At 70.6% G+C, this 13,464-nt stretch carries 8 protein-coding genes and 1 pseudogene; 3 read left to right on the top strand and 6 right to left on the bottom strand.

The window, feature by feature from the left end:
• Together ABTZ89_RS24965 and ABTZ89_RS24960 are read right to left on the bottom strand one after the other, a co-directional pair.
• Nucleotides 1–421: pseudogene (locus ABTZ89_RS24965) on the bottom strand (hypothetical protein); the annotation flags it as partial.
• Nucleotides 418–1,986, bottom strand: a complete 1,569-nt coding sequence (locus ABTZ89_RS24960) for a deoxyguanosinetriphosphate triphosphohydrolase family protein (RefSeq protein ID WP_270950632.1) — start codon at nt 1,984–1,986, stop codon at nt 418–420. The pseudogene ABTZ89_RS24965 and the gene ABTZ89_RS24960, both read right to left, overlap by 4 nt.
• Before the next feature lie 108 nt (nt 1,987–2,094).
• Between ABTZ89_RS24960 and ABTZ89_RS24955 the strand changes: the two genes are divergently transcribed.
• The 3 genes from ABTZ89_RS24955 to ABTZ89_RS24945 all read left to right on the top strand — a co-directional run bounded on the left by ABTZ89_RS24955 (nt 2,095) and on the right by ABTZ89_RS24945 (nt 7,730).
• On the top strand, nt 2,095–3,297 hold the full coding sequence (locus ABTZ89_RS24955) for a lycopene cyclase family protein (RefSeq protein ID WP_351048827.1): 1,203 nt from the start codon (nt 2,095–2,097) through the stop codon (nt 3,295–3,297).
• A gap of 203 nt (nt 3,298–3,500) precedes the next feature.
• Nucleotides 3,501–5,225: a GGDEF domain-containing protein gene (locus ABTZ89_RS24950; RefSeq protein WP_270950630.1), complete on the top strand. Its 1,725-nt coding sequence runs from the start codon at nt 3,501–3,503 to the stop codon at nt 5,223–5,225.
• A gap of 123 nt (nt 5,226–5,348) precedes the next feature.
• Entirely contained in the window at nt 5,349–7,730 is a 2,382-nt protein-coding gene (locus ABTZ89_RS24945) for a GH92 family glycosyl hydrolase (RefSeq protein WP_351048822.1), read from the top strand.
• On the opposite strand, the gene ABTZ89_RS24940 is transcribed toward ABTZ89_RS24945, so the two are convergent.
• From ABTZ89_RS24940 to ABTZ89_RS24925, 4 genes are all read right to left on the bottom strand, one after another.
• Nucleotides 7,725–9,080 (bottom strand): glucose-6-phosphate dehydrogenase, encoded by a 1,356-nt coding sequence (locus ABTZ89_RS24940; RefSeq protein WP_351048819.1) that lies wholly within the window; start codon nt 9,078–9,080, stop codon nt 7,725–7,727. The genes ABTZ89_RS24945 and ABTZ89_RS24940 overlap by 6 nt on opposite strands.
• Nucleotides 9,077–10,903, bottom strand: coding sequence for a glycoside hydrolase family 15 protein (locus ABTZ89_RS24935; RefSeq protein ID WP_351048816.1), 1,827 nt, complete (start codon nt 10,901–10,903; stop codon nt 9,077–9,079). The genes ABTZ89_RS24940 and ABTZ89_RS24935 overlap by 4 nt, the downstream gene beginning before the upstream one ends.
• A gap of 9 nt (nt 10,904–10,912) precedes the next feature.
• A complete protein-coding gene (locus tag ABTZ89_RS24930; protein WP_351048813.1) occupies nt 10,913–11,965 on the bottom strand; it encodes an NAD(P)-dependent alcohol dehydrogenase in 1,053 nt (350 codons plus the stop codon).
• Nucleotides 11,966–12,036: 71 nt separating this feature from the next.
• Entirely contained in the window at nt 12,037–12,981 is a 945-nt protein-coding gene (locus ABTZ89_RS24925) for a nitroreductase/quinone reductase family protein (RefSeq protein WP_351048810.1), read from the bottom strand.
• Nucleotides 12,982–13,464: the final 483 nt, after the last annotated feature.

Here is a 13,464-nt window from a genome sequence, read left to right as displayed (position 1 = left end):
GGCCTCGGACATCGTGCTGGCGGCGCTGCCGTGGGAGGGGCACGCGGAGACGCTGAAGTCCCTGGAATCGCAGCCGACCGGTGGTGGACCGCTCGATCCGGCCGCCGCGGGCGATGCCGACGCTGTGCGCGCCGAGCCGCACCAGCACCAGCCCGATCCGGCGCGGCTGCTCCAGGTGCTCGACCAGCGGCTGCACCACCAGCCCGGGTTGCTCGCCGTGCGGCGGGGGCAGCGGCCCGAACGGCACGTCGACGACCGCCCGCCCGCCGTCGCCCGCGCGCACCTCGATCCGCCGCGGCTCCACGACGGTGCGCTCGACACCGCCGTGCGACACCGCGAAGCGGTCGAACCAGCCCGCCACGCGCTCCGGCACCACCTCGACGGCGCGTCCCCCACCGGGAAGTTCGCGGGCCCTGCTCACAGCACGAACGTGTCGTTCCACAGCCGCGTGGTGCGGCCCGAGAGGGCCTCGAGCAGCGCGGCGGCCTGGTCGTCGGTCAGCGAGGCGACGAAGTCGATCACCGCTCGGCCGCGCGCCATCCGCTCCATGTGCGCGGCGTCCAGCTCAACCTGCTCCCCCGGCTGCACCAGCAGTTCCGGCGCGTCGCGGTGCAGCACGACGAGCTCGGCGCGGGCCCGGTCGAACAGGTCGCGCAACCGGTGCGGCAGCCGGGCGGCCTCGCTGCGGTCGATCAGCCAGTTGTCCAGCGCTTCCACCAGCTTGCTCAGCAGCCGGTCCTGGCCGCGCTGGTGCAGCGCGAGGTCCGGGCGCTGCAGCACGAACCGTCGGTGCACGAACTTCAGCACCTGCACCTCGTGCCACTGCTCGACGGCCAGCGCGACGTGCCCGGAGCGCGTCGGCGGCTCCTCGACGACCTGGATGCCCTCCACCAGCCGCTGCGTCCACTCCCCGGAGAACGCCGCGACGGCCTGCTCGGCCTGCTGCGAGCGGTCGAAGGGCACTTCCAGCAGCTTGGTGACGAGGTTCGCGACGACCTTCTTGACCGCGCTGACGAACGCCTCGTCGTCGGCGATCCACCCGTCCTTGGCGTGCAGGCGGCGGCGCAGCCGCTCCAGCGAGCAGCCGGGGCGCAGTTCCTCACCGGCGAGGTCGGCGTCGGAGCGGCCGGCGAACTCCACCGCGTGCCCCAGCCACTCGGTCAGCTCGTGGGAGACGCTGGTGTGCTGCAGGATCCCGACGCGGTGGAAGTCCTCCAGGTCGTGGATCGCGTAGGCGATGTCGTCGGCGGTGTCCATGACCGACGCCTCGACGGTCTGCTGCCAGTCCGCCAGCAGCCCCCGGAACGGCGACCGCGCGTCGACCATGTCGTCGAGCTCGGTGCGGTAGCAGGAGAACTTCGCCGACCCGGTGCCCGGCGCCTCGTCCGGTTCGGAGGCACCGCGCGGGGGCACCGGCATGTGCCGCGGGTGCGGCTGGGGCTCGGAGAGCCGGGTCCACGGGTACTTCAGCAGCGCCGCGCGCACCGCGGCGGTCAGGTCCAGGCCGTCGCCGTCGGTGCCGCGGACGTCGATGCGGGTCACCACGCGGTAGCTCTGGGCGTTGCCCTCGAAGCCGTCGGGCAGCGCGAACCGCTGCCGGGCGAGCCGGTCCAGCACGCTCTCGCCGAGGTGCCCGAACGGCGGGTGGCCGAGGTCGTGCCCGAGCCCGGCGGCCTCCACCACGTCGAGGTCGCAGCCGCCCAGCCGGTCCATCTTGGCCAGGTCGACGGGGTCGGCGACCAGTCGTTCGGCGATGGCGCGGGCGACCTGGGCGACCTTCAGGCTGTGCGTCAGCCGGTTGTGCAGCAGCAGGCCGGAACCGCTGGGGCTGACGACCTGCGTGACCCCGCCCAGCCGGGCGAAGAACGCCGAACTGGACACCCGGTCGCGATCCGCCCGGAACGGGCTGGCGGCCAGGTCACCAGGGGCTCGACGAGGGCCGGAACGACCGCTCCGCCGACCGGTCCGAAGCTGCGCATCCTGCATGGCCACACGTTAGCTGGTGGAAGTACCCGAACTCGATCTGTGTGATGTTCGACGGTGGAGGCGGTGCCCTGGCGGCGGGGGTGGCGCCGGTCGTGATCTGATTCCACCGTGGCAGATGTCGTGGTGGTCGGCGGCGGTCCGGCGGGTCGGGCCGCGGCTGCGGCCTGCAGCGACACCGGCCTCGAGGTCGTGCTGGTCGATCCGGCGCCGCGCCGCGTGTGGCCGCACACCTACGGCTCGTGGCGCGATGAGCTGCCCGCGTCGGTCCCCGGCACCGCGCTGGCCTCGGTCGTGGACCGGATGGCCCTGCACGGCACGCACCGGCACGAATGGGCCCGGCAGTACGCCGTCCTGGACAACACCGCGCTGTGGAAGCACCTCTGGCGCCACGACGTCGCGGAGGTCACCGGGCGCGCGAAGGCCGCCGAGCACGGCCCCACCGGGTCGACGGTGGTGCTCAAGGACGGCAGGCGGATCGCCGCGGCTGTCGTCGTCGACGCTACCGGCGCGGCCCGCGCGCTCTCCGGTGGCCGCCCGGCGCACACGCCCGCGCAGCAGAGCGCGGTCGGCTGGGTGGTCAGCGCCGCGGCCGCCGAGCCGTTCTGCAGCCGCGACTCGGGCGTGTTCATGGACTGGCGCCCGGCCCCGCAGACGCGCGGCGGCTGGCCGACGTTCCTCTACGCCGCGCACGTCGGGCCGGACCGGGTGCTGCTGGAGGAGACCTCGCTGGCACGGCGCCCCGCCCTGCCGCTGGCCCAGCTGCGCAGGCGGCTGGCCGGGCGGCTCGCGGCCGCCGGGGTGGACGAGTCGGAGCGGATCACCGAGGAGCGGGTGCGGTTCCCGGTCGACGACCCGCTGCCCCGGCCGGGGCGGGTGATCCCGTTCGGCGCCGCCGCCGGGTTCGTGCACCCGGCCAGCGGGTTCAGCATCGCCGCGTCGCTGCAACGCGCGCCGTGGTTGGCTGCGGCGATCAGCGCAGCGTTGCCGTCCGGCCCGGCTGTGGCGGCGCGCGCGGGATGGTCGATCCTCTGGCCACCGCGCGCTGTGACCGGCCACGTGCTGCGCCACCGGGCCCTCCAAGCGCTGCTGTCCTTCCCGCCCGAGCAGGTGCCGGAGTTCTTCGAACTGTTCTTCGGGCTCGCCGAGCACCACCGCACTGCCTTCCTGACCCCCGACGACGATCCGGCCGGCACGGCAGCGGCGATGTCCGCCCTGTTCGCGAGCGCGCCGTGGCGCGTCCGCCGCCGGCTGGCGCTGGGCGGGTTGTCGGTCGGCCACCGCCTCGCCCGCCACGGCCTCGGCGGCAGCTGAGACCTGGGCTTTTCCGGCAGACCGGGCACCCACCGTGGTCGTTGCGCTGCGAATTGTTGTGTCAACCGCCACCCACTTGCGGCAACCCGTGTTCGGTGCTGGTCAAGCACGCTAAGTTGGTCGGCGGGGAGAGGCGGTCCTCCACCGAGGAGGAGGAACTGAGATGTCGGTGAACAGGTCGTGAACACCGTCGATGGAGCAGCATGAGTGCGGGCAACATCGACTCCGTGCTAGCGCTGGTTGACGAAGTGCGCTTCGCGTTCCAGCCGTTGATCAACATCAAGACCGGAGCCATCGTCGCGATCGAGGCATTGGCCCGACCGGCTGGCAAGCACGTCCAGGAGCTGTTCCAGGAGGCTGCCCGGCAACGGCGGCTGACCGAGCTGGACGTGGCGTTGGCGACTGCGGCGCTGACCGCTGCCGCCGAGCACGAGTCGCTGCTGCCGCTGCACCTGAACATCTTCGGCGGCACGGTCATCCACGACCTCGAGCGGCTGGACCTGCTGCGCGAGCGGCTGCGCGAGATCGGCCGCCGCGAGCAGGAGGTGACGCTGGAGATCGGCCCGCCGTTCGCCCGGCTGAACACCGACGACCTGCTGGCCGGGGTGGACAAGCTGCGCGCCGACGGGTTCCAGATCGCGCTGGACGGCGTCGGCGAGGGCGACGTGCCGCTGAACCTGATCGCCGACATCGGCCCGGCCGTGGTCAAGCTGGACCGCGGGGTGGTCCAGCAGCTGCCGGACAGCCCGGCGCGGATCGCGGTGGTCGAGTCGGTGCGCCACCTGTGCGAGTCCACCGACAGCCAGCTGGTCGCCGAAGGCGTGGAGAACGAGCGCCAGCTGACCACCTTGCGCCGCAACGGCGTCCGCCTGGTGCAGGGCAACCTGCTCGCTCCCGCGGCGCGGCGGCCACCGACGGCCAGCAGCGTGCCCGGGGTGGCCGCGGAGGTGACCGATCCGCACGGTCCGCCGATCAGCTCGCTGGCCAGCGGTCCCCGCGTCACCGAGTTCCTGTCCCCCGCGACGATCCTGCCCACCGACGTCACCGCCGACAAGGTGCGCGGCGTGCTGGCCGACCACCCGGAGATCAGCGGTGTGGTGCTGGTCGACGACCGGAACCGGCCGCAGTGGACCATCGACCGCAACCGGTTCCTGCTCGCGGTGACCGGCCCGTACGGCCACGCGCTGCACGCCAAGCGCCCGGCCTCGCGCCTGGCCGACGAGCCGCGGGTGGTCAACACCGCGACCACCGCGATGGAAGCGCTGAGCCTGGTCACCGGCTCCGCCCAGAACCGGATGTACGACGACGCGATCGTGGTCGACGAGCTGGGCCGCTGCCTGGGCGCGGTGCGCGCCGGCGACCTGATCCGCGGCATGGCGGAGCTGAAGGTGGAGGAGGCGGCGGCGCTGAACCCGCTGACCCGGCTGCCGGGCAGCGACGCGATCGCCCGCGACGTCACCCGGCGCATCGCCGCCGACGAGGTCTTCGCGGTGAGCTGGCTGGACATCGACGGGTTCAAGACGGTCAACGACACGGCCGGTTTCTCCGCGGGCGACGACCTGATCCGCGCCATCGGCCGCAGCCTGACCGATGCGGCGACCTCGCTGAGCTCGGTGCAGGTCGGGCACGTCGGCGGCGACGACTTCCTGCTGGTGGCCGATCTGGACGACCTGGTGTCGCTGGCCGAGCTGGTGCTCGACCCGGAGCGCTCGGCGGGCGGCGTGCCGGTGAGCCTGTCGCTGGCGACGCTGGTGTGCACGCCGAGCACCGTGTCGGGCTACGACGAGGTGTCCAGCCGCTTGGCGCCGCTGAAGAAGCATGCCAAGTCGCTGACCGGATCGAGCTGGGTCATGTCCCGCCCCGGCTCGGACCGCATCGAGGTGCTCCGCGGCGAACGCTCCGACGCACCGCGGGATTCGGATCGTTAGCGCAGGTCAGAGCTCTCCGGCGAAGAGGATCACTCACCCGGACGATTGCCGCGGACCACCGAGATCGCCCTAGGCTGGTGGTCGAACGAAGTTTGACAACGTTGTCAAAGTCGTGGAGGGCTCGTGCCAGCACACCGCCATCGGCTCGCGACCACCGCAGCGCTGCTGTTGACCGCGCTGACCACCACCCCACTGCCCGCCACCGCGCAACCCACCGACCCGGTCCGCGCGGTCAACACCTTCATCGGCACCAAGGACGAGGGCAACACGTTCCCCGGCGCCGCCGCCCCGTTCGGCATGACGCAGGTCAGCCCGATCGGCACGCACTACGCGGGATGGCGCTACGACGACGCCCGGATCAAGGGATTCGGCCACTTCTTCCTCTCCGGCGCGGGGTGCTGGGAGCAGGGCGGCCTCGTCTCGACCCTGCCCACGGCGGGCAGCATCGGCGCCGGCCCCGGCCACGACTTCGACATCACCGCACCGTCCACTTTCGACCAGGACCAGTACGCCTCGGCCTACACCCACGACGGCGAGGTCGGCGAGGCGGGCTACTACCGGACCCGGCTGACCGACCGCGGCGGCATCGACGTGGAGGCGACGGCCGACACGCGCGTCGGGGCCGAGCGCTACACGTTCGACGGCGGTCCGGCGAACGTGTTCCTCAACGTCGGTCAGGCCAACGAGCGCAACCCGGTCAAGGCCAGCGGGCTGGAGGTGGTCGACGACCGCACGGTGCGGGGTTGGGTGCGCAGCAAGGGTTTCTGCGGCGGCGAGGACTACACGCTCTGGTTCACCACCCGCTTCGACAAGCCGGTGGAGTCCTTCGGCACGTGGCAGCCCGACGGCGGGCAGTTCGACCGCCGCTCGGTCTCCGGCGGGGAAGGCCTGCGCGGCGCATGGCTGACCTTCGGCGACGACCAGGTCACCGCGACCACCTCGATATCCTATGTGGACGCTGCGGGCGCGGACGCGAACCTGGCCGCGGAGGGCTCGCGCGGCTTCGACCAGATCCGCCAGCAGACCCAGAACCGCTGGAGCCGCGAACTCGACCGGATCCGGGTGGCGGGCGGAACTCCGGACGACACAGCGGTTTTCTACACCTCGCTCTACCACGTCCTGCTGCAACCGTCGACCGCCACCGACGCCGACGGCCGGTACCGGGGCTTCGACGACGCGATCCACCGGGCCGAGGACTGGACCTACTACCAGTTCTTCTCGCTGTGGGACACCTACCGCACGCAGAACCAGCTGCTGGCGCTGCTGGCCCCGGACCGCGCGCGGGACATCGCGCGCAGCGTGCTGGCGATCGACGAGCAGGGCGGCTGGCTGCCGCGCTGGGCGTACGCGAACTTCGAGACGAACACCATGACGGGCGACCCGGTCACGCCGTTCCTGGTCGACCTGTGGCGCTTCGGCGCGCTGGACGGACGCGAGCAGCAGGCCTACGAAGCGTTGCGGCGCAACGCCAACGAGGTCCCGCCGGCGGATTCGAAGTTCGAGGGCCGGGCCGGCAACAACTCGTACCTGTCGCAGGGATTCGTGCAGTACGACCCCGACTTCCCGAAGAAGGGCCAGGACGTCGACCCGGCGCACGGCGGCTCGGCGACCATGGAGTACGCGCTGGCCGACTGCTCCCTGTCGGTCATGGCCGGGGCGCTGGGACGCGCGGAGGACGCCGCGCAGCTGGCGGAACGCGGACGCAACTGGCGCAACGTCTGGGACCCGGCGGTGCACGACGCCGAGCGCGGCTTCACCGGGTTCCCGCGCCCGAAGAACGCCGACGGGACCTGGTTCGAACCCTACGAACCGGTCTCCGACAAGGGTTTCCACGAAGGAACCGCCTGGCAGTACCAGTGGTTGACGCAGCAGGACGTCCCGGGACTGCTCGACGCGGTCGGCGGCGCGCAGCAGGCCGAGCAGCGGCTGGACACGTTCTTCGCCCACGACCAGCTGGTCCAGGACCCGGCGCGCACGGCCCGCGAGGAGTGGGTGATCGCCCCGTACGACTACTACGGCCAGTTCCGCTACAACCCCAACAACGAACCGGACCTGCATGCGCCGTGGATGTACTCGCTGATCGGCCGGCCAGCGAAGACCTCGGCGGTGGTCCGCGCCCAGCAGACGCTGTTCACCAACGCGCCCGACGGGGTGACCGGCAACGACGACCTGGGCACGATGTCGGCATGGTACGTCTTCAGCGCCCTCGGCCTGTACCCCGCGACACCGGGCACCGGCCAGTTCGTGCTGAACGCCCCGAGGTTCACCGAAGCAGTGGTGCGGATCCCCGGTGGAGCGCCGTTGACCATCACCGCGGCGAACGCCGACGGCGCGAAACTCCAGTACGTGGACGAAGTTCGCACGTCGAACACCCCGCAGGAGCAGGTGTGGATCGACCTCGAGCGCGTTCGCGCGGGCGGCACCATCGACTACCGCCTGTCCGACTCGCCCACCGACTGGGGCACGGGTCCCGGGGCCGCTCCCCCGTCCCCGTGCCGGTCATGACGGGCCCTGCGAACCTGCCGGATATTCCTGGAGGGGAACGAGATCCCGTTCCCAGGCCGACAGGACGGGGGTGACGACCCGCCAGGCCTCTTCGGCTTCGTCGCCGCGGATGGACAGGGCGGGATCGCCGGTGAGCACGTCGAGCAGGAGCCGGCCGTAGGGCGGTAGATCGGGTGGGTCCATCCGCGCGGTGAGCGTGAACGGAGCGAAAGTGCGCGCGTGCGGGCCCATCCCGGTCAGGTCGAGCGCCAGGCCCTCCGGCTCGAGCCCGAACCGGAGCACGTTGGGCAGGACTTCCCCGCCGTGCCCGAAGGGGATGTGCGGCACCGGCCGGAAGCGCACGGTGACCTCCTTGCGGTCGGTGCCGAGCGCCTTTCCGCTGCGCAGCAGGAACTTGGTGCCCGACCAGCGCCAGCTGTCGATCTCGAGCTCGACCTCGGCGAACGTCTCGGTGCGGCGTCCCGGGTCCACGCCTTCCTCGTCGACGTAGGCGGGAACGTCGTGGTCGTCGATCCGGCCGGCCGCGTAGCGGGCGCGGCGCGTGCGGTGGACGACGTCGTCGTCGGTGAGCGGCCGCACCGAGCGCAGCACGTCGACCTTCCGGTCGCGCAGGTCGCGCTCGCCGAGGCTGACCGGAGGTTCCATCGCGACCAGGCAGAGCAGTTGCAGCAGGTGGTTCTGCACCATGTCCTTGAGCGCCCCGGCGCTGTCGTAGTACCCCGCCCGGCCCTCCAGCGCGAGGTCCTCGTCCCAGACGATCTCCACCTCGGCGATGTGGGTGCTGTTCCAGAGCGGTTCGAGCACGCGGTTGGCGAGCCGGGCGCTGAGCACGTTCGCGACGGTGGTCATGGCCAGGAAGTGGTCGACCCGGTAGACCGCCTCCTCGGGTACGAGCTCGGCGAGCAGCCGGTTCAGCTCCACCGCGCTGTCCAGGTCTTCGCCGAACGGCTTCTCGAGCACGATCCGGCTGCCCGCCGGGAGTTCCGCGCGGTGCAGCGCGGTGACAGCGGAGGGGAACAGCGCTGGTGGAAGGGCGAGGTAGACGGCCAGGGGGTCGTCACCGGCGACGACCGAAGCGACGTCGGCGCTGTCGGTGACATCGGCCCGCTGGAACCGGGCTGAAGCGACGACCGCCTTCCTCGCGTCAGTCGGCAACCCGCCGCCGTGACGTTCGAGCTGGCTGGCGGCCCAGGACTGGAACTGCCCGTCGTCCCAGTCGCTGCGGTCGGAACCGACCAGCTGGAACCGATCCCCGAGGTGTCCCTCCGCCCGCAACGCGGCCAGTCCCGGCAGCAGGAATCGGGCGCTGAGGTCGCCCGTGGCACCGAAGATGACGAGCCGATCGATCATCGCAGCCCCGCTTTCACCCGTGAGAGGATCACCCCGCTGGCGATGACGCCGATGTGGCTGAACGCCTGCGGGAAGTTGCCCATGAACGCACCGGTGGTCGGATCGATCTGCTCCGAGAACAAGCCGAGAGCGCTCGCCCTGGCGCACAGCGAGGCGTACAGCTGCTCGGCCTCCTCGATCCGCCCCTGACCCGCCAGGTTGTCGACCAGCCAGAAGCTGCACAGCACGAACGCGCCTTCGTCACCGGGCAAGCCGTCCGCCGACTGGTCGTGCAAGTACCGGTAGAGCAAGCCGCCGCCGGCCGACAGCCGCTCCGCGATGGCATTCGCGGTGGCGGTCATGCGCGGGTGGTCGACCGGCACGACCTGGCGCAGCGGGAGCGCCAGCAGGCTCGCGTCCAGACCGCCGGTGCCGTCGAGGTGTTCGCGCAAAGTCCGGGCGCGCTCGTCCCACGCCTGGTCCAGGATGAGCTGCCGCAGCTTGTCGGCCGCGGCCCGCCAGCTCGCGACCTGCGCGGACAGCCCGTTGCGATCACCGATCGCGGCGGCTCGATCCAACGCGACCTGGCACATCCCGGCCGAGTAGGTGAACACCCGGCCTTCGCTGCGCACCTCCCAGATGCCCTGATCCGGCTGCCGCCACGCCTTCGCCGCGGTGTCGGCGAGCCGGGTCAAACCGGCTCTGAGCGCCGGCTCCAGCGTTCCGCCCGCGCGCAGCCACTGGTCGGCGCAGTCCAGCACCTCGCCGTAGACGTCGTGCTGGCGCTGGTCGGCCGCGCCGTTCCCCCACCTCACCGGGGCCGAACGCCGGTAGCCCTCCAGCTCGGCGTCCTCGACCTCGTCAGGTACCGGGCCGCCTTCGAGTGTGTACATGATCCGCGGCATCCGGCTCTGCTCGAAGGCATCGAGGACCCAGCCGAGGAAGGCGTCGGCTTCGCCGCCGAAGCCGACGCGGCGCATCGCGAACACGGTGAACGCCGCGTCCCGGATCCAGGTGTAGCGGTAGTCCCAGTTGCGGATCCCGCCGATCGGCGCGGGCAACGACGACGTCGGGGCGGCGACCAGCGCACCGTTGACCCAGTCGTCGCACAGCTTCAGGGTGATCGCGGCGCGGCGCACCAGCGGTTCTTCCGGGCCGTCGTAGTCGAAGTGCGCCATCCACCTGCGCCACGCGTCGGCGGTGTCGCGCAGCATTCGCTCGGCGTCGAGGCGGTGGTGGCGGTGGATGCGTCCCCAGGACAGCACCAGGTCGAGCCGGTCGCCGCGGTGGAGCTCGTGGGTGCTGTCCAGGCCGTTGAGCGGGCGGTTCGAACGCAGGTGCAGGCGCAGGTCCGACCGGCCGGGAACGTGCAGTTCCAGGCCGCTGAACAGCGGACGGACCTGCGCACCGCCGCGGGGTTGCAGGGTCGCGCGCAGCCGGACGTCGCCGTCCAGGACCTCGGCGGATCGCACGAGCTCGGCTCGCTGCGCTGGAGCGTCGTCGGCGAGCTCGGCCCCTGACCGCACCACGAGCGCGTCGGTGACGCGGACCGCGCCCGTGGTGCTGGCCAGGTCGGTGGTCAACACCGCGGTGTCCGGCTCGTACCGCTGCCTGGCCTGGACCAGGCCTTCCGGCTGGACGGTGAAGTGGCCGCCCCGCGCGTGGTCCAGCAGACCGCAGAACAGCGGGTCGGAGTCGAAGCGGGGAACGCACATCCACGGAATCGACCCGTCGAGGCCGACGAGCGCTGCCGCCGCACCGTCGCCGATGAGACCGAGGTCCTCGAGCGGCAGGTAACCGCCGGGTCTGCGGACCGGCCTGAGCGGTGGGTCGAGATCCAGCATGGCGTGCGCCTAGAAGGTGACCAGGACCTTGATGGTGTCCTCGATCTTCTGATCGGAGACCTCGAAAGCCCGTTCCATCTCGTCGAACCGGAACTTGTGGGTGGTCATGGGCGTGGGATCGACCCGGTTGGTCCGCAGCACCCGCAGCAACCGCTCCATGCGCAACCTGCCGCCCGGGCACAGCGCGGTGGCGATCGTCTTCTCCGCCATGCCCACTCCCCACTCGACGCGGGGAATGCGCACGAACTCGCCTTCGCCGAAGTAGCCGATGTTGGAGATCGTCCCGCCGGGTTTGGTGATCTTCACAGCGGTTTGGAACGTCGCGTCGGCACCGAGCGCCTCCACCGCGGTGTCCGCCCCGTCGCCCCCGGTCAGCTCCTGGACGCGCTCGAGGACGTCCTCCTTCGTGAAGTCCACGATCTCGTCGGCACCGTAGGTCCGCGCGAGTTCTTGCCTGCTGGGAACGGATTCCACCCCGATGACGAGCCCGGCCCCGCGGAGCCGCGCCCCCACCGTCGCCATCAACCCGACCGGCCCCTGCGCGATCACGACGACGGTCCCCCCGATCGGGATGTTGCCCTTCTCCGCACCGGCGAACCCCGTCGAGAGCATGTCCGCGCAGTACACGGCGGCCTCGTCGGGAATCTCCGCCGGAATCCGCGCGAGATTCGCATCGGCGTCGTTGACGTGGAAGTACTCGGCGAAAACCCCGTCCTTGCGGTTGGCGAACTTGAACCCGCCGAGCGGCTCACCGGACTGCGAAGGATGCCCGTTCTGCGCCGCCGAACTCCCCCAGTCCGGAGTGATCGCACCGACCAGAACGCGATCCCCCGGCTGGAAGTCCCGCACCTCATCACCGACCTCGTGCACGACGCCAACAGCCTCGTGACCGAGCGTCAAGTCCTCCCGAGGCCCGATCCCGCCCCTGACGGTGTGCGAATCCGAAGTGCAGATGAGAGCACTGGTCGTCCGCACAACAGCATCCCGGGCCCCGGGCCGCGGCACGGCCTTGTCCACGAACCCGACCTGCCCGATCTCCTTCATCACGAAAGCCTTCATCATCACCGCCCACCCAAAGCCGACAAACCCCCATCGCACTACCCCACCCAACGACCCGTTAAGCCTTCAGTCGCTCACTGGATGTTCGGGGCTGGGCCGAGGGTGTTGAGGGCGGTGACGATCGTTTTCTCCTCGTAGGTGAAGTGGGCTTCGAGGTCTTGGGTCAGGGTCTCGAGGTGGCCCTTCAGCTTCGCCGGGTTGGTCTTGCCGGGTACGTACTCGTCGACGAGCTGGCGGATCTCGTTCTGCAGCCTGGAAACGACGGCGTGCTCCTCGCCGAGCCTTTCCAGCACTGGGGCTAGGTCTGGGAACTGCTGGGTCAGCATGGGGAAGGCGCCCTGGTCTTCGCCGGTGTGGTGCTGCTTCAGGGCTGCGCAGAACTCCGTGCAGTGCGTTCGCAGTTGCTGGACCAGGCTCGGCTTCGGGCGGACGAGATCGGGGTCGGGGTTGCCCTCGATGATCTCGTCCAGTTGGCGGTGGAGTTCCGCTAGTTCCGCGCGCAGCCAGTCGTGGGCTTCTACCAGGAAATCGCCCAGACCTCGGACTCGTTCCTCACCCGGGGAGTCCTGAGTGGACATCGGGTCGATTCGGCGCAGGGTGACCACCGGGAGGACTCTCGTCGTCTTCCTCTGGTACTCGCGCATTCCCTCGTTCTGCTCCGCCACCGCGGCGAAGAGGTGATCGCGTCGCGCACCGGTCTCGATGGTTGCGATCGCCTCGTAGGTTTCAGCGCCGGTCTCGACCGTGACCTGCGGGTTCTTGCGGATGTTGTGGTACCAGGCCGGGTTCTTCGGGCCACCCATCACCGAGGCCACGACCAGCGGTTGACCTTCGATCTCGAAGTAGCCGAGCGGGGTTTCCCTTCGCTTGCCGGTGCGGGCACCCGTTGTCGTCAGGATGCACACCGACCAGCCCTCCATCCAGCCGGTCAGCTTTCCTTCGTTCCTTCGGAACTCCGCCATCACCTGGTTGTTGAAGGCTCGGACGTCGAAGTTGTCGGTTGTCTCTTTCTCGGTCATGCACACCTTTCCTGATCTTGAGCGATCGGAGGCTTTGCACCGAGATGCAGACACACTGGAGCCCCGCGGGCCAGGGACGTGGAGGCAGGCGCGTTGGACCGCACGTCTTTGCAGTCCGACGTAACCAGATGCGGGACACTTACTCGTGTCGCAGCTCGATGGTGGCTTTAGAAGCCGCTACCTCCATGTGTAGGCCCATCCGGGGCTCGGTTGCGAGGTTAGCGTGGTTTGATCGTGGCTGCAAGGCTTTTCGTCGTTTGCTTTTCGGTTGCCGTTGTGGCCGGGACTTTCGGGTGTTCCGTTGTTGGTGGGGCCATCCCCGTGTTTGGCGGATTGTGGGGGCTGCGTCCCGGAGGTCAAGCCCGGCCTCGCGGCCGCCCCTTCGGGGTTTCAGGCTGTGGTGTCGTCGAGGCCCGTGGGCACGGCGAACGACGAATGTGCCTCCAGCACGGCGTATTCGGCGAAGCCGCCGTGCGGCAGGAC

It is taken from the genome of Saccharopolyspora sp. NPDC002686, from assembly GCF_040295745.1.
Taxonomy (GTDB): Bacteria; Actinomycetota; Actinomycetes; order Mycobacteriales; family Pseudonocardiaceae; genus Saccharopolyspora; species Saccharopolyspora oryzae.
Note: the sequence above shows the minus strand (reverse complement) of the source record. Positions and strands in the feature narration are given on the sequence as shown.